We start from the raw sequence: 20,759 nt of genomic DNA on the forward strand, positions 1-20,759 counted from the left end.
TCTCGGCAACACACGGCCTGTGTAGGCGGGGCAGGGCGCCGCAACCGCATCTGTTAGCGGTAGCGGATGTTGTCTTCGCTCAGATCCGACACGGACGCACATCCCATGAGCCGCATGGCGCGGTCGACCTCCGCGCGCATCAGTCGCAAGGCACGGCGGACGCCAGGCTCGCCAGCCGCGGCTAGCGGGAACAGGTAGGCCCGGCCGAGCCCCACCGCTTTGGCCCCGAGGGACAGCGCCTTGAGGACATGGGTGCCACGCTGCACGCCACTGTCCATGATCACGTCGATCGTGTCGCCGACGGCATCGACAATTTCGGACAGTTGATCGAACGGCGCCCGCGAGCCGTCGAGCTGCCGGCCTCCGTGGTTCGAAAGAACGATGCCCGTGCAGCCAATCTCGACCGCGCGGCGCGCATCGGCGACCGACATCACGCCTTTCAGGCAGAACTGCCCGTCCCATTCACGGACCATTTCGGCAACGTCGTCCCAGTTCATAGTCGGGTCGAGCATTTCGGTGAAGTATCGACCGATAGACATCGCTCCGCCGCCCATATCGACGTGATCGTCCAGTTGCGGCAGGCGGAATTTCTCATGCGTGACATAGTTCAGGCCCCAGGCCGGCTTGATCGCGAATTGCGCCATGCCGCCAAGCGTCAGGCGGAACGGTATCGAAAACCCCGTGCGCAGGTCCCTCTCGCGATTGCCGCCGGTGATACTGTCCACGGTCAGCATCATCACCTCGACACCGGCCTGCTTTGCGCGCTGCATCATCGCGCGGTTCAGCCCACGATCCTTATGGAAATAGAACTGGTAGATCTGCGGCGTGTCATAGGCTTTCCGGACCTCTTCGAGGCTTACGGTGCCAAGCGAAGACACGCCGAACATCGTGCCCATCTCTGCTGCAGCGGCTGCGACCGCAAGCTCGCCGCGGTGGTGAAACAGGCGCTGAAGCGCCGTAGGCGAACAATAGAACGGCACTGCAAGTTTCTGCCCCATGACCGTCACCGACAAGTCGGGCTGCTCGATGCCGCGCAGGACGTTCGGCACAAGATCGCAGGGATCGAAGGCTTCGGAGTTGCGCCGGTAGGTCACCTCATCGTCGGCAGCGCCGTCGATGTAGTTGAAGATCGGACCCGGCAGGCGCTTGCGCGCCAGCCTGCGAAAATCGTGGAAGTTATGGCAATCGGTCAGACGCACGGAGAAGTGTCCCAAACAGTGGCATGCCGTGCGCCAAGACGCGGCACCAGGTTTCGTGAGGCGGGGCCGGGTTAGACGATCCCGCCAGCCGCACCGGTGACCTTGGGGCGCTTCGCGGCAACTTTAGCACGATAGCCCGACGCCCGGTTTGTCGCCACCGGGTCTATCGCGCCGCCGCCCTGAATACCGACTTGCGCAAGGATTGGCTACACGCCCGTGCGGAAGGCCGCACGTTGCGTAGCCGACGTCATCGACGCGTCACTGTCGTCTTGGTACCGCCTCAGCGCCGCGCAATCCACCAGCGAGGCCTGACCAAACGCGCGTTGGATCCCGACGGCCGAGATCATCGGGCTTTCGATCGGATCGGTCACACTGTGGGACTGCGCGATCATGTGCCCGAGATCAAGGCCGGGGCATTGCTCGGCCTGCCGGTTTTTGCCCGGCGCGTCCGCCCGGGCTGCAAAGAATCGGCCCACATTTGCTCGACGGTCATTCCTGCTTGGGGGTGTCCGCAAGTTGTATCGGTCAGCTGTGGTCAAGGGTGAGGGACGCGAGGGCGGCGCGGAGCGCTTTCGCGCTTGGCAGATCTGCGGGTTCGGCGAAGGCCGGGGAAACGGGTATCAGACCGGCTGTGGTCAGGTTGCGAAGCGATGTCATGCGGAGATCTCCTTTCTGAAGGGCATTGGGCGGCCCCTAAGAAGTACGACCCCTATCGCGACGAACCACGCGATGGCGCCAAGCCCGAAGACGGCGCCGGCTACCTCTCCGAGCGGTGGCAGAATGGTTGTGAGTCCGGCAGCGCCGCTGATGGCGCCGATGATGCCGATAAGGCGGCGAGTTATGCCGCTCGCAAGCCCTGCGCGACTGACCGCCAGGATCCATGCGCCGCCGGCTATCTCGTTTCCGCCGCCGAGGCCAAGCTCGACCGCATGGAGTGTTTGCCAAAGGTCCGTGGCGACCTCGGGATCGGCGGCGAGCGCGTGGGTGCGCTCCACGGCGACGTTGGCGATCATCCCGGCGCCGAGGACAAGGGTCGCCCAGATCAGGCCGATCGCCCCGGTCAAAGCGGCGATGTTGGGCCGATTTCGAGCAATTTGCTGGCGGAGCGCGACGACGAGAACCACCAGCGCCAGTGCGTTGACGACATAGATCGTGGTGTTCCAGGCAATCAGCACGCCCGGGCGCTCGGCGATGAAGGATACGACGGCGGTGGCGTCGATCTCGTTCGTGCCGAAACCCAGCGGCGCGAGCACGGTGAGAAGCAGGGCGAAGCCGAAAATATATGTTGCGGCACAGGTTAGGGCGGCCAGGCCGCCGGCGGTGTGGAGAGTCATGTGCAGAGACCTTCTGGTTGTCGTGCCGCTCCAGCGGCGAGGGATTCAAAGTGGTCGGTGAGCTGCCGAGACCCGAACCGGGGCGCGGCCATGTCGAGTCCGAGCGGGGTCAGGAAGACCCGGGCCGGGCCACTGAATCGACGCGGTAGGATCGGCAGTATGGTGAGCGCGACGCAGGGCGTCCGGATAGGAGAAGCGCGATCCGCCAGCGAACTCGGCCTCGCGCAGCAGGTTCAGGTTGGCCTGATAGTCCACCTCGCGATATCCCAGCCCGTCGGCCTGCCGAGTGATAGCGAGCAAAGAGACGACAAGGTCCAAGCCGTCCATGATTCCCCTTGAGTGTGTCGGTCTGCGTGGCCTCAGCCTCAACCAACGCCTCGGCCAGACCCTCGGCGCGTGCGGTGTTGAGGAACAGCGCGGTGACGTGGTGCCACCCGCGCCGGAAACGAGAATATTCATGGGTCGTCTCCGGGTCAGAGAGTACCGACGCCAAGCGCGGCGGAGGCCATAAGAATTGGACAGGGGCCGAGAGAAGGCGCTTCGGCCGCGACGGACTGGTTGCGTTTACCAAGACCGAAAGCAGCGTACGCGCCGCAGGGGGCCAGAACGGCGGCGCCATCGGCAAAGCGCCGACACCTGTATGGGCGCGCACCGCCTTGGCCATCGTTCCAAGCAGTGCGGCCTGGACCATCGACAGCGCCCGCCAAGCGGGCGGCAGACGACCGGGAAAACGGCCGCCCAAAGTCGGGCACCCGAGCGGCAGCCTCGCGGACAGACCGCAATCGCCCCAGATGTGGCGGGGTGGATACTGGCAACATGACCTCGAAGCGTCGCCGGTCAGCAGGCGATAGAGGCCCATCATACGGGAGTAGACAATGCGCATGTCACGCTCCCTGAGCCCACGACCAGATCGCTGCGGTACTGCGCAGTGGGCGGTCCATCCGGGATCGGCTCTACGTTCGCATCGCAATTGGCGAAGTCCCCAAGAAGGGCCTTCAAACTCAGGGGCGCGACAAACGTCGGTCTCATCTTCCAACTCCATCGACAATCAAACATGTCGAGAGGGCGTTTAGCGGTCCGCGCCGTCCAAGGGCATGACCGGAGAGTTCAACGGACTGACCCGGGGCATCAATTGCCGAGCCACTCGGCCGGGCTAACCCCTGTCCGGCGCCGGAAGGCCCCCACAAATGTCGTAGCCTCGGAAAAGCCCAGAAGATGCGCCGGCTCGCCGACAGATACCCTTCGTGTGCAGAGGCAAACCATCGCCATGCGGCGGCGCAGCTTGTCATGGAACTGCGCGAAGGTGGCGCATTGATCCTCTGGTGGACGATAGGGCGTGGGCCGGCTCATGCGAGGGCTGCGCGTGACACGGTCCATCGCCAACGTGCACGCGTGCAGATCGGCCAGGGTCGGGATGAACGCGAAGTTACCGCCCCATGACGGCCGGCAGTTCGCGGCGCAGAAAGGCGGCGACGGCGTCGACCTGTGGCGGGTTTCCCCTCCTGTCGTGCATCAGAAGGCTGATTTCGGGCAAACCTGCAATCCAGTCCGGCAAGATGCGAGTCAGCCGCCCGGCGGCGATATCCTCGGCGCAGACATAGGCCGGGAGCGCCACCACGCCGAGGCCCGCTGCAGCCGCCTGCTTCAAGGTCACCATGTCGTCGCAGCGCATGCGTGCGGCAAAGGGAACCGAGGCGGTGCTTCCACCCGGCCCCTGCAACGACCAGGAGGTGCCGCCTGGCCGCCAGCCAAGCGCGAGTCCGTACTGTCCATCCAGGTCGGCCGGCGACGCCGATGCACCTATGTGCTGCGCGATCCCGGGTGAGCTGAACAGGTGCCACGGAACTTCGGTAATGCGCCGCTGGATCAGCCCGGAGTCGGGGAGCAACTTGATATGTCCCCGTATGGCGAGGTCGATGCCATCCCCAATCATGTCGGCATAGTCGTTCGAAGCTTGCAGACGCAGGACTACGCGGGGGTTATCGGCGAGGAAAACCGGCAGAACCCGGCTGAGCGCGAACTGCGCAACCCCGACCGAGCAGGAGAGGGTTACTGTCCCCTCAAGCGCGTCCTTTCCTCTGCGTACGGCCGTTTCGGCGGCCACCATGCATTCCAGCGCCGTCTTGGCATGACGATAGTATGCTTCGCCCGCCTCCGTCAGCGACATGTGTCTCGAATCCCGGTTCAAGAGCCGGGTGCCAAGGCTCTCTTCGAGACCCTTCACCTGTCGGCTGATCCGCGATTTGGGAATGCCCAGCCTGCGCGCCGCTGCCGAGAACCCCTGCTGTTCGACGACATGAACCAGATAGTAGGCTTGATTGAGGTCCATCGCTTGGACTCCTCGCTCATGATCATCGTTCCAAATACAGAACGATAGGTTCCGAAATCAACGGATTTTCGGTGACATGTCCCGACAGTAGGGTCGCGAGCAGCCAAGGAGGCCGCTATGACCGTTCCACACAGACTTCAGACAGACGAACCCCACGCCATGATCGCTGCGCTCCAGTATGGAGAGGAGATGACCCGGGGCACGGGCTTCAAAGCGCTCAGCTTCATCCATTCCCAGCTCGACGGTCTGATGGACCCGCTGATCATGGTCGATCACTTCACCATGACAGCGCCGACCTTCGCCCCTCACGCGCACGCCGGGATTTCGGCGGTAAGCGTGCTCTTCGAGGACAGCACCGGCAGCTTCCGCAACAGGGACTCGCTGGGCAACGACATCGAACTGGCCCCGGGCGATCTCTACTGGCTCAAGGCCGCCCGCGGTGCGGTGCACGACGAGGCACCCACGCCCGGTTCGCGCACCCATGCCCTTCAGATCTTCGTCAACCTGCCGGCGGCACGGAAACTGGACGAGCCCGTCGCACGACATGTCCCCGCCACGGGGATGCCGGTGATCGAAGGCTCGGGGCATCGCGTGCGGGTGATGACAGGCAAGAGCAATGGCGTCGTTGGTGCCCGCTCGCCGGCGTTACCCTTCACCATCCTCGATATCACCCTGCAGGCAGGTGGCAGGTTCACCCATCACGTCGCTCCCGGAGACGCGACCTGGCTGCATCTCATACGCGGGGAGATCGAGGTCGACCTCGACGGAACCAGACACCGGCTGAGCAGCGACGCCGCGCTGGCCGCTCAAGGTGCCGAGGAGATCCGCATACTGAGCGATGGAGGAGGGCAGGCCGTGCTGCTCGGCGGCACGCCGTTGCGCGAACCGTTCGTGCAGAAGGGTCCCTTCGCGATGAGTAACGCCGACCAGCTGGCTGCGGTGATTGCGGCATACCAGGCCGGCGAGCTCGGCGCCATCGAATGAGCTGACCCATACCCCCGACCCGAAACCCCAACCAACTCACTCAAGACAAAGAGGAACGCAAAGATGACCTACGTGAATCCCGAACCGATGACGCAAGACGACACCGCCCTCGTTCTCGTCGACCACCAGGTTGGCCTGATGACCGGTGTTCGCGATTACCCGGTCGGCGAACTCAAGCACAACGTTGTCGGGCTGGCAAAGGCGGCCAAGGCCCTGGGACTGCCTATCGTCACCACCACTACCTCCGCTGAAACACTCTGGGGTCCTGCCTTTCCCGAGCTGGTAGCGGCTCTGCCTGGCCATGAGTTCATCGACCGCACCTCGGTCAACGCCTGGGATGACCCGCGCGTCGCGGCGGCGATCACGGCGACCGGGCGGCAGAACCTGATCTTCGCCGGAGTATCGCTGGAGGTCTGCGCCGCCTTCCCGGCAATGACCGCGCAGCGCAAGGGATACAACGCCTATGTCGCGATGGACGCTTCGGGCACGTTCAACCAGACCAAGCGCGAAACCGGGCTGCTGCGCCTGTCGCAGGCCGGCGTTGTCGTTGCCGACGGAGCGAGCCTGATGGTCGAGATCCTTGCCGACAACGCCCGCGATGTAGCCGGGCAGGTCTACGGCGCCCTCGACATGGATTGGGCAATGCTGGTCGGGCAGGTCCGCAGCGGAGTCGCGATCGACGAGGCGGCATGATCTCACCGACGGCCGCGTCCGTTGGCAGCCCTCGGCCCTAAAAAAGTGGCAGCGATCCCCGAGCAGGAAACGCAAAAGGGGGCGCCATCCGCTCGTTCATCAATATTAAAGGAGAACACTCATGAAGATCCTGGCGTTCGGCGCAAGCAACACCAAGAACTCCATCAACAAGGCCCTTGCGCGTTTCACCGCGACACTGGTCCCGCATGCCGAGGTCGAGGTCCTGGACCTGAATGACTTCGAGCTTCCGATCTTCAGCGAAGATCTCGAGAAGGAGGTCGGCGAGCCTAGAGCCGCGGCCCGGTTTTTCGAGAAGATCGGCTCCGCTGACGGGGTGATCGTGTCATTCGCGGAGCACAATGGCTCCTACTCGGCCGCTTACAAGAACCTCTTTGACTGGGCGAGCCGGATTGACCAGAAAGTGTTCCAGAACAAGCCGACGGTCTATCTTGCGACATCTCCTGGTCCCGGGGGCGCGGGAAGCGTGCTGGCTTTGGCGAAAGGCTCGGCCCGGTTCTTCGGGGCGGACCTGCGAGCGGTCGTTTCGGTCGCGAACTTCCACGATTTCTTCGATGCCGAGACCGGGCGCATCACGGAGCCGGACGCCCTGGCGGACTTGGCTGCCGCCGCCGAGACATTGGCCCTGAGCGAGGTCGCCTGACATGGGCCGCACGCATCTGCCACGGCTCGCCAGTTCTCTGGTCATGTTGTCCTTCATGTCCATGGCTCTGTCGGGAGTGTTCAGCCTCCTGGAATTCGGGATCTCGTGGACGTGGCTGCGTGCCTGGGGGCAGAGCACCCTGATCGCCCTGCCGATCGCGTTCTCGCTCGACATGATAATCGGAGAAAAGCTCCGCTACCTGGCGGGCAAACTGGCGGGCAAAGCGGTGAGCGCCTGGCCATGAAAATCGGAGTTGGGATGGGATGACCCCCCAACTGAATTGATCCACCGCTAAGGTTAGGAAACGGAGGATCTGGAATGGCGAACAAGCGACACAAGCCCGAGGAGATTGTCACGAAGCTGAGGCCGGTTGACGTGCTTGTCGGGCAAGGCATGGCCCGGGTCGATGCGACCCGTGAGGTGCGCATAACGGAGCAGGATTATTACCGCTGGCGGCGGCACTACGACGCCAAGGGAACGCAACGTGCAATCGGATACCGGTGACCAGCACCGAAGAGCATCGTCTCCGTAGCCCGGAGACCGACGATGCACTGACGATCAACCTCGACCAGTATGATCGGCCTGCTCAGTCGCACGCTGGCGGTGCCTCTGGGCGCTCCTACAGCTATACTGCGGGAACCGTAAATACTTGCGTTCCTCCCAATATCATTCACTGCTTCCCAGGCTTGGACTGTCAGCAGCTAAACTATCCCGCCTGCTTCACGATGGCCTTGTGGGGCCGTCATCGGGATAGCGCATAGCGATCGGAGCTCGATGAAAGTTCATCCCTTAAGCACGAAGCTTCGGCGGAACATGTAGATTGCGCCAACGCCACGGCGCTTGAGGCCATGTCTTGCTCCTCGTCGAGCAGAGGCGGTGATTCAAATGACACGTTCCGCCAGGTTGCTGACCGGATAACTCACTTGCCCGGATTGAAGAACCGCGCGGGCGCGAGGATCGTGTTCGTCTGGCTTACGAGATACCCGGCTTCGGCACTTTTCTTGAGATATTCCTGCCACGCCGGGTCGGCGGCCAGTGCCGCGCGCTTCTCGGCGCGGTCGGCGGCACTTTGATAAACCCAGATATGAATGTAGGAGTTCACGTCGCCGGTCTCTACCGCGCCGTAGACGGCGGGCTGGCCGAGATGTTTCGACTGCACCGCCCAGCCATGTTCCTCGTAGAGTTTCATGTGTTTCTTGATCGTTCCGGGACGGCAAACATAGGTTCGGTGGTCGTAGATCATTCGGTTGCTCCTCGGGGATCTTTGGTTGAGAACTGTCTGAGCGCGCGAACCAGATCGCGCACCGAGTAGGCTGTCATCACGGCGCCGGAGACCGGGATCGCCACGTAGAAAAGCCATGTGGGCAGGCGCAGGATCGGGGTCAGTGCGCGGCTGCGCGTAGTCAGATCCCAGCCGTACCAGGTCATGGTCACCAGAAAGGCGATGCAGAGCAGTGCGAGGCCGATTTGAAGCGCAAGACCGGGCCGGCTGCGCCCGAGGTTGACCTCGAGCCATTCGACGCGGAAATGCTCGTGCTCGCGCCAAAGCGCGGCGGCGCCAAAGAACACCATCCAGGCGAACAGAGCCTGCACGATTTCGTCGAACCATGCGAAGCCCGCAAGTTGGAAGCCGCGCGCCACAACGTTGATCAGCAGCAGCAGGAAGAGCGCCGCCAGACAGGAGATGGCTATGCCACGCAGCGTTGCACCGAGTATGTGGTCGAGCCTCTTCATTTGCCCAAAGCCAGATTGGGAAGCCATGTCGAGACTTCCGGGATTGCGACCACGGCCAGCAGGACGATCACCAACCCGATCAGGTAGGGGAGCAGGGCGCGTGACAGGCGGCCAACGCTCATTCCGGCGATCGACGAGACGGCGAACAGGACCATGCCGACGGGTGGCGTCAGAAGTCCAACCATCGAGCACATGATCATGATGACGCCGAACTGCACCGGATCGACGCCGATCTCGTTCATCACCGGCAGGAACAGTGGCACCGTCAGGACGATCACCGCGATCCCTTCCAGGAACATGCCCAGCACCAGCAGGATGAGCACGACAATGGCGAGGATGACCGCCGGGCTATCCGACAGGCCAAGCAGGCTTTCGACCATCTGGTTCGGTACCCGTTGGTGAACCAGCAGCCACCCGAAGAAGCCTGCCGTGGCGATCACGAACATGACGCGGACCGTATGCAGCAACGTTTCCCAAAGGATGCGGGGCAGGTCGCGGGGTTTCACCTCGCGGTAGACCAGCATCGAAAGAACGAGCGCGTAGGCCGTGGCCAGTACGCCCGCCTCGGTCGGCGTGACAAATCCACCGAAGATGCCCATGATGATGATGACCGGCGTCATCAGCGACAGGAAGCTGTCCAGGAAGCTGCGGCCGATCTCGAGCCAATCGATATGGTCGCGGCGCGGCATTTTGTGGCGCAGCGCCATGATGTAGACGGCGACCATCAGCGCCAGCGCCATCAATACCCCCGGAACGACGCCTGCGAGGAAAAGCTGCGTGACAGAGACGCCGGTGATCGACGAGTAGAGGACGAAGGGAATCGAGGGAGGAAAGACCGGTCCGATCGTCGAAGAGGCAGCGGTAATCGCTGCCGAGAAGTCCGGATCGTAGTCGCGTTCCTTCATTGCCTTCAACTCGACCTGGCCAAGTCCGGCCGCGTCGGCGACCGCGGCGCCCGACATGCCCGAGAAGAACAGCGAGGCAAGCACATTCACCTGCCCAAGACCGCCGCGGATATGGCCCACGCATGCATCGGCGAAGCGGAAGATGCGGTGTGTGATCCCGCCGGTGTTCATCAGGTTTCCGGCGAGTATGAAGAAGGGGATCGCCAGCAGTGTGAACCCGGTCGTGGCCGAGAACATTCGCTGCGGCAGCATCGCGAGGATGCCGAAATCACCCAGCAGGACATAGAAGCCTACGGCGGTCAGCCCGAGGGCAATCGCGACTGGGAGGCCGAGTGCGATCAACAGGATCAGGGATCCCAGGATGAGAAATGTCGTCATGATGCGGGCCGGAGCGGGCTGGGTCCGCTCCGGCAGATCCCTTTACTCGAGGAAGCCTAGGAACGTGTCCATGTTCTCCTTGCCGCTGTATTCGGCGACGCGTTCGCGCGCCGGACCCATCAACTCGGCAAAGGGGGCGAGATCGGGCCGAGTGACCTTCATCCCCGCCTCTTCCAGCGCGGCGATCTCCTCCTCTTCTTGGGCAATCACGGCCTCACGCATCATGGTGGCGGCGGCCTTGCTTTCCTCGCGCAGCACGATCTGCTGCTCTTCGGTCAGGCTGTCCCAGACGTCCTTGTTGATGACGTGGGTCATCGAGTTGTAGACGTGCCGGGTCAGGGCGAGATGGTCCTGGAATTCGTTCAGCTTGAAGTGATAGATCACGCCGATGGGATTTTCCTGGCCGTCCACGACGCCCTGGTTCAGCGCGTTGGGCAGCTCGGGAAAGGCGATCTGCGTGGTCGACGCGCCAAGCCCTTCGAGGGCTGCGACGATCTGAAGTTCGGGCGGCGTGCGCAGTTTCAGACCCTCTACGTCGGCCGGTGTCTCGATCGGGCGGACGCCATTGGTGATGTTGCGGAAGCCGTATTCCCAGGTCGACAGCAGCACCAGGCCCTGTTCTTCCAGTTTCGGCGCGGCCCAGTCGTGAAACGGGCCGTCCAGAACCTCGTGCGCCTGCTCGTAGCTCGAGAAGGCGAACGGGGTCATGACCGTGCCGAAGGCTTTCTCGTACTTGTCGAGCCCGCCTTGCGTCGGCAGGTTCATGTCCACAGCGCCCAGCACGGTCTGCTCAAGCTGCTCGGGCGGCGAGCCAAGCTGGTTTGCCGGGTAGATCTCGACCTCCACCGCGCCATCGGTGCGCTCGGAAACTTTCTCGGCGAACTGCACTGCGGCCAGGTGGCCGGGATGGTTTTCGGCCGCGAAATGGGCGAGTTTCAGGGTGACGTCGGCGGCATTGGCCGACCCCGCCAGAGCGACGAAAGCTGCCCCGGCAAGCAGTGTACGCATGTTCATGTTTTCCTCCCTTGCGTTTGATGGGGCCATGGCCCCTTTTTATCCCGTGCGTCAGTCGTTCAGTTTTGCTTCGACACCCGAGAGTTCTTCGTAAGCCTTGATCACCGCCGTGCAGCCCTCGCCGCCATGCCCCATGATCGAGGCGAGCGCGTAGGTCTGGTGCACGGTCTGGGCCATGAAGCCCGGCAGACCCGCCTGTTCCAGCCATTCGGCGTAATAGCGCACGTCCTTCTGTGCGTTTGCGAGCGACATGTGCGGTGTGAAATCGCGGCGCAGGGTCAGTTCGCCGTAGAGGTCCATCATCCCCGACTTCCCACCCGCAGCCGAGATGATGCCGATGACCTTCGACATATCGAGCCCTTCCTTGGCAGCGAGCGCGAAGCCCTCGCAGAAGGAAGCGACGTTCGCGAAGGCGATGTAGTTGTGGATCAGTTTCAGACGGATGGCGTGCCCCGCCGGTCCGACATGAAAGATGTTCTCGGCGTAGGCCTGGAACATCGGGCGCAGGCGGTCCAGTTGATCAGCCTCGCCGCCGAACAGGATGTTCACTTCACCACGGTCTGCATGGGCGGGGGTACGGGTCATCGGCGCCTCGACATACTCGATGCCATGCTTCGCGCATTCAGCCCGCATCAGGTCCACATGCTGTGGCGAGACGGTCGTGTGATCGAGGAAGGTCGCGCCGGCTTTCATTGCGGCCAGCGCGCCATCAGGGCCGAAGGCTATCTCCCGCACCGCTTCGGCGGTGGTCACGCAGACCGCGAGAACGTCAACCCGTGCAGCTATGGCGGTGGGGTCTTCGCCGGCCTTCGCGCCAAGCGCCACGGCATCCTCGATCCGGGCGCTGTCGATGTCGAACACGGTGACGTGGAAGCCCTTACCCGCAAGGTTCTTGACCAGTCCCCTGCCCATGCCGCCCAGGCCGATGAAGCCGATCCGCGTCTCTGCCATTGATTCCTCCTTGATTGTGCCCTCTAAAACATAAGACAGATTGTAAGACAACTGATTTACTGATAGTGAGGCGTAAACACTGGAACAGGTTCGTTTGTCGGCCTAGGATCTGCCAAAGCCATAGCCAAAGGATTGGACGCGATGGATAGCTCGAGCATTTTCGACCGGATCGACAGGCCGCGGCGCCTGCCGGACGAGGTGGCTGCAACGATCACCTCTGCTATCGAGGCAGGCCAACTGAAGCCGGGTGACAAGCTGCCTTCCGAGAATGCATTGTCCGAGAGGTTCGGCGTGGCGCGCACTGTCGTGCGGGAAGCGATCTCGCTGCTCAAATACGATGGCGTGGTCGATTCCCGGCGCGGCGTCGGCGCGTTCATCACCGACGCGGGCAGCCGCTCGGCCTTCCGTATCAGTCCGAACTGTTTCGAGAAGCGGAAGAAGATCATCCAGCTTCTGCAATTGCGGACCGGCGTGCAGGCGGGTGCTTCGGCGCTGGCGGCGATCGCCAGGACCGATGACCAGATGGACGAGATTGCAAAGTTGTTTGCGCAGATGGAGCGCGCCGACATGGCCGGCCCCGAAAAGGCGCTCGAAGAGCGCGTCGATACCGAGTTGACCTTCTATCGACGAATCGCCGAGGCGTCGGGGAATGAGTATTACGTCGAGGTGACCGGCATGATCGAAGCGAATATCCAGAACAACCTTCGTTCAGCCTTCCTCAAGAACGCCGCTGCATCCGAGTTCGGCCCGGGAATTCTTGCGGAGCATCGGGCCGTTCTGGACGCACTGCGCGAGAAGGATGCCGAAGCCGCGCGCCGTGCCGCCCGCACCCGGTTCGAAAATGCGGCCGAACGTCTTTCGGCCCGCGAAGACTTCCTTTGAGCTTCAAGTGAGTGACCGCATGACTGCAACTACAACCCGCCACGGCGGCAGGGTTCTGGTCGAAGCAATTCAGGCACAGGGCGTGGACCGAGTGTTCTGCGTGCCGGGCGAAAGCTATCTCGCTGTGCTGGACGGGCTGTATGGCTCGGGCATCGACACGATCGTCGCCCGAAACGAGGGTGGCGCATCGATGATGGCCGAGGCGGACGGCAAGCTGACCGGGAAGCCGGGGATCGCGTTCGTGACACGCGGGCCGGGAGCGACCAACGCCTCGGGCGGCGTGCACGTCGCTTTTCAGGATTCGACGCCGATGATTCTTTTCATTGGCCAGGTGGCTTCCGACCAGCGCGACCGAGAGGCGTTTCAGGAAGTGGACTACCGCGCCATGTTCGGACCGCTTGCGAAATGGGTGGCCGAGATCGACCGCGCCGACCGTATTCCAGAGTATGTCAGCCACGCCTTCCACGTCGCCCAGACCGGGCGGCCGGGGCCGGTGGTTCTGGCTTTGCCCGAGGACATGCTGTCCGGCCCTTGCGATGTGGCGGTGACAGCTGCTGCGCGCCTGCCTGCGGAAAGCGGCAGTCCGGCGGAGGCGAAAGCGGTTGCCGAAGCGGTGGCCGGGGCGCGGAACCCGTTCCTGATCGTTGGCGGCAGCGGCTGGTCGGGCAATGCCGGGAAGGCGCTCGCCACCTATGCGGAAACGGCTCAGGTTCCCGTGGGGGCCTCGTTCCGATGTCAGGATTTCCTCGACAACCGGCACCCGAACTATGCAGGGGATGTGGGTATCGGGATCAACCCGGCGCTGGCGCAGCGAGTGAGGGACGCCGATCTTGTCCTTTCGCTCGGTGCGCGACTGGGAGAGATGACGACAAGCGGCTACACCCTGCTGTCGCCGCCCGCGCCGAAACAACGGCTGGTGCACATTCATCCCGATCCCTCCGAGATTGGGCGGGTCTATGCACCAGAATTGTCGGTGGTCGCCAAGCCCGGCGCCTTCGTGAAGCTGCTGGCTGAGGCGGCCATTGCGCCATCGGTCGACCGCATCGCGCTGGTTGAAGCAGCACGCGCCGACTACGAGCGCTGGCAGGTGTTGCAAGAGACCCCGGGCGATCTGCGGATGGAGAACGTGATCGGGCATCTGAACGAGGTGCTGGCTGATGATGCGATCCTGACCAATGGCGCTGGCAACTACTCGGCATGGCTGCACCGCTACTACCGCTATCGCGGCTGGCGCACCCAGCTTGCACCCACTAGCGGTTCGATGGGCTACGGATTGCCCGCAGCGATTGCTGCGAAGCTGCGCCACCCTGACCGAGACGTGATCTGCTTGGCCGGAGACGGATGTTTCCAGATGGTCATGCAGGAGTTCGGAGTGGCCTGCGAGTACGGGGCGAACGTGATCGTGCTGGTCTCGAATAACGGGATGTATGGCACGATCCGGATGCACCAGCAGCGGAACTATCCTAAACGGCCTTCGGGCACCGCGATGAAGAACCCGGATTTCGCGGCGCTTGCCCGGTCCTACGGAGCATTCGGTGCCTCGGTCGAGCGGGATGAGGATTTCGCGGAGGCACTTGCCGAAGCGCGGGCATTCGATGGTCCGTCGATACTGGACCTGCGTGTCTCGCCGAAAGCCCTTTCGCCGCGGTTGGAGCTTGAGTTGCTGGGATCGGAGTAGCTTGTCGCGAGCCAGAGGTTTGCCACCTTGACCTGCGAACAGGCAAAGATCGGGCTATTCTGGCAGCGGCCCTATCCGGCGCCGGCGCCTTAGGTCAGATGGCCTGCGCGGCCTTGAGCCAGTCCAGCGTCTGGTCTGTGTCTCCGCCGGGTTTGTACTCGGCGCCGAGGGGGGTGGGCCAGCCCATGTCGCGGATGGTTTCGAAGATGTGGGGGTAGTTGACCTCGCCGTGGTCGGGGGCGGCGCGGTTGGGGACCGAGGCGAACTGGATGTGGCCGATCACCGGCTGCAGGGCCGTCAGGCGGTGGGTGAGGTCGCCCTCCATCAGCTGGACGTGGTAGCAGTCGAACATCAGTTTCAGGTTCGGGGCATCGACCTCGGCGATGATCTCGCGGGCCTGTTCGGTGGTGGTCAGGAAGTAGCCGGGCGCGTCGTAGCGGTTGAGCGGCTCGATCAGGATCGTGATGCCGTGCGGGGCGGCCTTGTCGCAGGCGTAGGCGAGGTTGGCGCAGAAGGTGCGGTGCGCGTCGTCGCCGGTGGCGAAGCCGGCCATGACGTGGATGTTGGCTGTGCCGATGGCGACCGCATAGGCGATGGCCTGGTCGATGGCGGCGCGGGCGTCGGCCTCGCGGCCGGGCAGCGCGGACAGGCCGTTCTCGCCCTTCGCGGTGTTGCCGCGCACGGTGTTCAGGCCCAGCATCTTCAGGCCGGTCTCGTCCAGCGCATCCCGTACGTCCTCGACCGGGACCTCGTAGGGCCAGTGGCATTCGACCGCGTCGAAGCCCGCCGCCTTCGCCGCGCGGATCGCGCCCGGCAAGGGGCGGTCGGTCCAGAGAAAGCCCAGGTTGGCCGAGAATTTCATGCGTCCCACTCCACGTCGAATTTGCTCACAAGGGCCTGCACCTGATCGCCGGTCAGGCCGCGCGGGTTCAGCCCGTGCGTCAGCAGCGCGAGGCGGGCGGTGTCCTCCAGCTCCTCGATCGCGTTGCAGGCGGCCTCGATGTCCTTGCCGGCGACCACCGGGCCGTGGTTGGCCAGCATCACCGCCGTGCGCTTGCCGGCGAGGCCGCGCACGGCCTCTCCCATCGCCGGATCGCCGGGCAGGAAGAAGGGCAGCAGCTTGACGCGGCCCAGCTTCATGATCCCGTAGGGCGTCAGCGGCGGCAGGAAGTCGTCCGGGTCCACCCCCGGCAGCATCGACAGCGCGACCGAATGGCACGAATGCAGGTGCACCACCGCCCCCGCCGTCGAGCGGGTGTCGTAGAAGGCCGAATGCAGCGGCATCTCCTTGGTCGGCTTGTCGCCGTCGATATGGATGCCCTGCGCGTCGAAGCGGCTGAGCCGCCCCGGATCCAGCCGCCCGAAGCTGGTGCCGGTGGGGCTGACCAGCAGGCCGCCGTCTTGCGTGCGCGCCGAGATGTTGCCGGTCGAGCCGCCCGTCAGGCCGCGGTCGAACATGGATTTGGCGAGCAGGCAGATCTGCTCGCGCAGGTCGCTCTCGCTCATGCCGCCTCCAGCGCGGCCAGCGTGTCGAGCGCGCCGGCGAAGAAGTCCTCGGCGCCGAAGTTGCCCGACTTGAGCGTGATCGCGATCTGCGTGCCGCCGCTTTCGGCGAAGCACCAGGGCACGCCGGGGGCGATTTCCTTGCCCACGTCCAGCCGGGTCACCTCAAGCGCCTGGGTGACCGCGCCCGAGGTCTCGCCGCCCGCCACGACGAAGCGGCGCGCGCCCTGCTTCCGGGCGGCGACAGCGAGCTTGGCCAGCGCCTGCTCGACGATCTCGCCGGCGCGCGCGGTACCCAGCCTGTCCTGCGCGGCGCGCACGGCGTCGGGCTCGGCGGTGGCATAGAGCAGCGGCGCCTGGGCCAGGTCCTGCGCCGCCAGCCAGTCGAGCGCCGCCTGCGGGCCCTCGGCCTCCAGCGCCAGCGGATCGAGCCGGAACGCCGGTTTGCCGCGCCCGGTGTAGTCCGCCACCTGGCGACGCGTCATCGCCGAGCAGCTGCCCGAAAGCACCACGGCCTTGCCGTCCAGATCCGGCACCGAGGCCGCCTTGGCGTCTGCCGACAGTGTCCCGTCCGCCAGCCACAGCGCCGGAAGCGGGGCGGCGACGGCGCTGCCGCCGGTCATCAGCACCATGTCCCGGCAGGCCTGCGCGATGATGCCCAGGTCCTCGTCGGCCACGGCGTCGACCACTACATGCGCCACGCCCTCGCCCGCCAGCCGGTCAAGTTCGGTTTTCAGGGCCTCGGCGCCCCGCGCCACCGTCAGCCGGTCGGTAAGGCCCACCGGGCGCGTCACCTGCGGCTCCAGCAGGCGCATCAGGTTCGAATCCCGCATCGGCGTCAGCGGGTGGTCCTTCATCGGGCTCTCCGCCAGCGGCTGGCGGCCGACGAAGAGGTTGCCCATGAAGATCGACCGGCCGTTTTCCGGGAAGGCCGGGCAATAGATCGTCTGCTCGGTCCCCAGATCCGCCATCAGCGCCTCCGCCACCGGGCCGATATTGCCCTGCGGCGTCGAGTCGAAGGTCGAGCAGTACTTCCAGAAGAACCGCCGCGCCCCCGCCGCCTGCAGCCAGGCCAGCGCCTTGCGGGTCTCGGCCACAGCCTCGGCCACCGGCGCGGTCCGGCACTTCAGCGCGATCACCTCGACGGCGGCAGTGTCCCCCGTTGCTTCATCCGGCGCCTCACCCGGCACCCCCATCCGCAGGCTCACCCGCACCCCAGAGCGCGCCAGAAGCCCCGCAAGATCCGTCGCCCCGGTGAAGTCGTCCGCGATGCAGCCCAATACCGTCGTCATGTCGTCCTCAGGCATGGACAGCGGTCACGGCTGCGGACGCCGCGCGCATCAGCGTGCCGAAATCGTTCCCGGGCGTAACCAGATCATAGCCTTGCGCCCGCCGCCCCGCTGCGGCTTGCGGGCCCGAGCAGAAGATCCCGACCTTCTTGCCGTGTGCCTTGGCGCGCGCCAAGACGTGCTCGATAGCTTGCGCGGCCTTCGTCCCTTCGGGTTCGGATAGGGGGTTTTCGCCATAGTCGAGCGACAGGTCGTTCGCGCCGACATAGACCATGTCTACACCAGGGACCGAGAGGATGCCGTCGATGTTCTCGACCGCCGAAACCTGCTCGATCATCGGAATCGCGAGGATTTCGGTGTTGGCGCGGGAGAAATAGTCGGGTCCACCGGCCAGCAGGCCACGCGCAGGACCAAATGAACGTGTGCCGTGCGGCGGGTAGCGGCAGGCGCTCACGAAGCGCTCGGCGTCTTCCTGGTTGGCGATCATCGGGCAGATGGCGCCCCATGCGCCGGCGTCGAGCAAATGCATTATGGCCGATGGATCGTTGCGGTCGACGCGTACCATTGGCGTCGCGTTGCCCGCGGTGATGCCCTGCAGCATAGCGATCGCGGCCTCGTAGCCGATCATCCCGTGTTGCAGGTCCACGGTCACGCTGTCGAAGCCCTGGTGGGACATGCCCTCGGCCAGGTAGGATGACGGGATCGACAGCCACGCGTTGACGGCGCAACGCCCGGCCGCAAGTGTCGAGTGCAGGCGGGTCCGGGGGGAGGAGTTTGCGCGCGCTTCCATAAGGTGCCTCATCATGCTATTCGCCAATGTGACGAATGATTGCCAACATAAATGTCGACAATCTGATGCCATTTGAGATTGGATTGCGCAACCCCGTCCTTTGAATTCGGGTCGGGTTTCGACCGGAGGAGCCATGCAGAACGAAATCGTCACCCAGATCGAAGAAGGGATCGTCTTCGGGGTATATCCGCCTGGCTCAAGGCTTGTAGAGGATCGCCTGCGGCAGAGGTTCGGCGCCACCCGGTACGGATTGCGACAGGCGCTTTCGCAACTGCAGGAGATGGGCCTTGTCGAGTTCATACCGAACCGTGGCCCGCAGGTGGTGGAGCCGACGCCCGACGAGATCGATGAGCTCTATGAAATCCGGGCCCTGTTGGAGTCCGAAGCTGCGGCGCGCACAGTTCTGCCGGTGCATCCAGATATCATTGAAAAGATGACGGAAATACATCGGCAGCATACCGAGGCTGCAGAGGGAAAGCGACTGCGGGACGTGTTTCGGCTGAACCTCGAGTTTCATTCCGTCCAATACTCTGCCTGCCCGAACGGCAAGCTGCGCGAGGCGATCGATAGCTATGCGCGCAAGGTGCATATCGTTCGGGCGGTAAAGTACTCCGATCCCGAGCATATGCGCGAGGTGGTCTCGCAGCACGCGCGAATCATCGAGGCGATGAAAGGACGGGATACCTGGTCCTACGTGAATGCCGTGCGTGAACATTTGCCGGCGTCGAGCGAAGCCTATCGCGCCTCCTATGAGTTGAAACATGGAACGGTTCCGGCATGATGCGTCATTATTGTCGGCAATCCTGTTGACAATTAATCCGGCTCTCGTCAGTTTGCCGTCAGTCAAACGCCGGGAGGAAATCACATGGCAAGACTCGAAGGACGCCTCGTCGGGGGCGCATTGCTCGCCGCAATCGCTTCGGGAGCGATGGCGCAGGACGCGACCGTCAAGATCGTGCTGGCCGAAGAGCCCGAGGTCGTCGACCCCTGCATGGCCTCGCGCTCGGACGTGGGCCGCGTCGTGTTGCAGAACATTGCCGAGACCCTGACCGAGCTGGATCCGCAATCGGCCAGCCTGCAGCCGCGCCTTGCGGACAGCTGGGAGCAGGTGGATGGTGACACCTGGCGCTTCAAACTGCGTGAGGGTGTCCGGTTTTCGGATGGCAGCGCGTTCGACGCGGGCGATGTCGCGCATTCGATCGCGCGTACGACTTCTGGCGCGATCAACTGTGAGATCGGCGTGAAGTATTTCGGTGGGATGGAGGTCTCGACCGAGATCGTCGACGACCAGACCATCGACATCACCACGACGCCGGCTCAGCCAATCCTGCCCGTGCTGATGTCCACGATGACCATCGTTCCGTCCGATACGCCGATGGACGCGCATACGCGCAACCCGATCGGCACCGGTCCCTACGTCTTCGACGAGTGGAAGACCGGCCAGAGCATCAGCCTGTCGCGGAACCCTGATTACTGGGGTGAGACCCCTGTAGTGGAAGGTGCGACCTACTTGTTCCGCTCGGACCGCTCGGTGGCCGCGCTGATGGTGGAGACCGGCGAGGCGGACATCGTCCCGAACATCGCCGTGCAGGATGCGACGAACCCGGCGACGGACTTCGCCTATCCGAACTCCGAGACCTTCTTCCTGCGCCTCGATACCCAGGTCGCACCGCTCGATGACCGCCGCGTCCGCGAGGCGCTGAACCTCGCCATCGACCGCGAGGCGTTCCAGGGCACGATCCTGTCAAAGGATGTTGTGCTGGCGTCGCATATCGTTCCGCCGACCACCATCGGCTACAACAACGACGTCAAACCGTACCCCTACGACCCCGACCGCGCCAAGGCGCTGATCGAGGAGGCACGCGCCGACGGCGTGCTGGTCGACACCGAGATCGACCTGATCGGCCGGACCGGCATTTTCCCGAACGGGACCGAGGTCATGGAAGCGATGCACGCCATGCTGACCGACGCCGGGTTCAACGTCGATCTGAACATGTACGACGTGGCCGAGTGGGAGAACTTCTACTCCAAGCCCTTCGCCGAGGATCGTCCGCCGCAGATCATCCAGCTTCAGCATGACAACGCCAAGGGTGATCCGGTCTTCTCGATGTTCTTCAAATACCACTCGGACGGGCTTCAGAGCGTGCTCGAGGATGCCGAAGTCGACCGGTTGATCGACGAGGCGACCGTCGCGACCGGTGAAGAGCGTGCGGCGCTCTGGCAGCAGCTGTTCGACAGGCTCCAGAACGAGATCATCGCGGACATCGTGATGTTCCACATGGTCGGCTACACCCGCGTGTCCGAGCGGCTCGAGTTCCAGCCGACCATCGCCACCAACAGCGAGCTTCAGCTGGCCGACATCGCGTTCCGCTGAACGCGGTACGACAACAGTACGGCGGAAGGCGGCTGCGCCTTCCGCTCTTTTCCGGAGACGT

Annotated in this window: 22 protein-coding genes and 1 pseudogene; 9 read left to right on the top strand and 14 right to left on the bottom strand. The window is 64.0% G+C overall.

Annotated elements, in window-relative coordinates; genetic code table 11:
• Positions 1-53: 53 nt before the first annotated feature.
• The 5 genes from ACW9UR_RS15855 to ACW9UR_RS15875 form a co-directional block, all read right to left on the bottom strand.
• Positions 54-1,199: an alpha-hydroxy acid oxidase gene (locus ACW9UR_RS15855; protein WP_458918024.1), complete on the bottom strand. Its 1,146-nt coding sequence runs from the start codon at positions 1,197-1,199 to the stop codon at positions 54-56.
• A gap of 206 nt (positions 1,200-1,405) precedes the next feature.
• The gene (locus tag ACW9UR_RS15860) at positions 1,406-1,675 is read right to left on the bottom strand and encodes a hypothetical protein (protein ID WP_458918025.1); all 270 of its coding nucleotides are present in this window, start codon (positions 1,673-1,675) and stop codon (positions 1,406-1,408) included.
• A gap of 177 nt (positions 1,676-1,852) precedes the next feature.
• Entirely contained in the window at positions 1,853-2,533 is a 681-nt protein-coding gene (locus tag ACW9UR_RS15865) for a hypothetical protein (protein ID WP_458918026.1), read from the bottom strand.
• Positions 2,534-3,661: 1,128 nt separating this feature from the next.
• Positions 3,662-3,883 carry a helix-turn-helix domain-containing protein gene (locus ACW9UR_RS15870; RefSeq protein ID WP_458918027.1) on the bottom strand — a complete coding sequence of 74 codons (222 nt, stop codon included), beginning with the start codon at positions 3,881-3,883 and terminating at the stop codon, positions 3,662-3,664.
• A 76-nt stretch (positions 3,884-3,959) separates the two neighbouring features.
• Positions 3,960-4,862, bottom strand: a complete 903-nt coding sequence (locus ACW9UR_RS15875) for a LysR substrate-binding domain-containing protein (protein ID WP_458918028.1) — start codon at positions 4,860-4,862, stop codon at positions 3,960-3,962.
• 117 nt (positions 4,863-4,979) lie between these two features.
• Here ACW9UR_RS15875 and ACW9UR_RS15880 point away from each other — a divergent pair, with 117 nt between their 5' ends.
• The 5 genes and pseudogenes from ACW9UR_RS15880 to ACW9UR_RS15900 form a co-directional block, all read left to right on the top strand.
• On the top strand, positions 4,980-5,846 hold the full coding sequence (locus tag ACW9UR_RS15880; RefSeq protein ID WP_458918029.1) for a pirin family protein: 867 nt from the start codon (positions 4,980-4,982) through the stop codon (positions 5,844-5,846).
• Between the two features lie 63 nt (positions 5,847-5,909).
• Positions 5,910-6,539: an isochorismatase family protein gene (locus ACW9UR_RS15885; RefSeq protein ID WP_458918030.1), complete on the top strand. Its 630-nt coding sequence runs from the start codon at positions 5,910-5,912 to the stop codon at positions 6,537-6,539.
• A 121-nt stretch (positions 6,540-6,660) separates the two neighbouring features.
• Positions 6,661-7,200, top strand: a complete 540-nt coding sequence (locus ACW9UR_RS15890; protein ID WP_458918031.1) for an NADPH-dependent FMN reductase — start codon at positions 6,661-6,663, stop codon at positions 7,198-7,200.
• A 1-nt stretch (position 7,201) separates the two neighbouring features.
• Positions 7,202-7,444, top strand: a complete 243-nt coding sequence (locus tag ACW9UR_RS15895; protein ID WP_458918032.1) for a DUF2798 domain-containing protein — start codon at positions 7,202-7,204, stop codon at positions 7,442-7,444.
• Between the two features lie 74 nt (positions 7,445-7,518).
• Positions 7,519-7,686: pseudogene (locus ACW9UR_RS15900) on the top strand (IS3 family transposase); the annotation flags it as partial.
• Between the two features lie 433 nt (positions 7,687-8,119).
• On the opposite strand, the gene ACW9UR_RS15905 reads toward ACW9UR_RS15900, so the two are convergent.
• The 5 genes from ACW9UR_RS15905 to ACW9UR_RS15925 are packed head-to-tail and all read right to left on the bottom strand — an operon-like array spanning position 8,120 to position 12,182.
• Positions 8,120-8,443, bottom strand: a complete 324-nt coding sequence (locus tag ACW9UR_RS15905) for an NIPSNAP family protein (protein ID WP_458918033.1) — start codon at positions 8,441-8,443, stop codon at positions 8,120-8,122.
• Positions 8,440-8,934, bottom strand: a complete 495-nt coding sequence (locus ACW9UR_RS15910; RefSeq protein WP_458918034.1) for a TRAP transporter small permease — start codon at positions 8,932-8,934, stop codon at positions 8,440-8,442. Before ACW9UR_RS15910 ends, ACW9UR_RS15905 begins: the two co-directional genes overlap by 4 nt.
• Positions 8,931-10,217, bottom strand: a complete 1,287-nt coding sequence (locus ACW9UR_RS15915; protein WP_458918035.1) for a TRAP transporter large permease — start codon at positions 10,215-10,217, stop codon at positions 8,931-8,933. Before ACW9UR_RS15915 ends, ACW9UR_RS15910 begins: the two co-directional genes overlap by 4 nt.
• A gap of 42 nt (positions 10,218-10,259) precedes the next feature.
• Entirely contained in the window at positions 10,260-11,231 is a 972-nt protein-coding gene (locus ACW9UR_RS15920; RefSeq protein WP_458918036.1) for a TRAP transporter substrate-binding protein, read from the bottom strand.
• 51 nt (positions 11,232-11,282) lie between these two features.
• Positions 11,283-12,182, bottom strand: a complete 900-nt coding sequence (locus ACW9UR_RS15925) for an NAD(P)-dependent oxidoreductase (protein WP_458918037.1) — start codon at positions 12,180-12,182, stop codon at positions 11,283-11,285.
• Positions 12,183-12,323: 141 nt separating this feature from the next.
• On the opposite strand from ACW9UR_RS15925, the gene ACW9UR_RS15930 reads away from it, so the two are divergent.
• Both ACW9UR_RS15930 and ACW9UR_RS15935 read left to right on the top strand, forming a co-directional pair.
• Positions 12,324-13,064, top strand: a complete 741-nt coding sequence (locus ACW9UR_RS15930; protein WP_458918038.1) for a FadR/GntR family transcriptional regulator — start codon at positions 12,324-12,326, stop codon at positions 13,062-13,064.
• A gap of 19 nt (positions 13,065-13,083) precedes the next feature.
• Positions 13,084-14,742 carry a thiamine pyrophosphate-binding protein gene (locus ACW9UR_RS15935; RefSeq protein ID WP_458918039.1) on the top strand — a complete coding sequence of 553 codons (1,659 nt, stop codon included), beginning with the start codon at positions 13,084-13,086 and terminating at the stop codon, positions 14,740-14,742.
• 94 nt (positions 14,743-14,836) lie between these two features.
• Here the strand turns inward: ACW9UR_RS15935 and ACW9UR_RS15940 are convergent, their stop codons facing one another.
• Genes ACW9UR_RS15940 through ACW9UR_RS15955 form a run of 4 tightly spaced genes read right to left on the bottom strand, consistent with a single transcriptional unit; the run spans position 14,837 to position 18,324 of the window.
• Positions 14,837-15,604: a hydroxypyruvate isomerase family protein gene (locus ACW9UR_RS15940; RefSeq protein ID WP_458918040.1), complete on the bottom strand. Its 768-nt coding sequence runs from the start codon at positions 15,602-15,604 to the stop codon at positions 14,837-14,839.
• Positions 15,601-16,248, bottom strand: a complete 648-nt coding sequence (gene otnC, locus ACW9UR_RS15945; RefSeq protein ID WP_458918041.1) for a 3-oxo-tetronate 4-phosphate decarboxylase — start codon at positions 16,246-16,248, stop codon at positions 15,601-15,603. Before otnC ends, ACW9UR_RS15940 begins: the two co-directional genes overlap by 4 nt.
• Positions 16,245-17,537 (bottom strand): 3-oxo-tetronate kinase, encoded by a 1,293-nt coding sequence (gene otnK / locus ACW9UR_RS15950; protein ID WP_458918042.1) that lies wholly within the window; start codon positions 17,535-17,537, stop codon positions 16,245-16,247. Before otnK ends, otnC begins: the two co-directional genes overlap by 4 nt.
• 7 nt (positions 17,538-17,544) lie before the next feature.
• A complete protein-coding gene (locus ACW9UR_RS15955) occupies positions 17,545-18,324 on the bottom strand; it encodes an HpcH/HpaI aldolase family protein (protein WP_458918043.1) in 780 nt (259 codons plus the stop codon).
• A 133-nt stretch (positions 18,325-18,457) separates the two neighbouring features.
• Here ACW9UR_RS15955 and ACW9UR_RS15960 point away from each other — a divergent pair, with 133 nt between their 5' ends.
• Both ACW9UR_RS15960 and ACW9UR_RS15965 read left to right on the top strand, forming a co-directional pair.
• Positions 18,458-19,105: a GntR family transcriptional regulator gene (locus ACW9UR_RS15960; RefSeq protein WP_458918044.1), complete on the top strand. Its 648-nt coding sequence runs from the start codon at positions 18,458-18,460 to the stop codon at positions 19,103-19,105.
• An 84-nt stretch (positions 19,106-19,189) separates the two neighbouring features.
• Positions 19,190-20,698: an ABC transporter substrate-binding protein gene (locus ACW9UR_RS15965; protein ID WP_458918045.1), complete on the top strand. Its 1,509-nt coding sequence runs from the start codon at positions 19,190-19,192 to the stop codon at positions 20,696-20,698.
• Positions 20,699-20,759: the final 61 nt, after the last annotated feature.

The organism is Halovulum sp. GXIMD14794 (assembly GCF_054457455.1).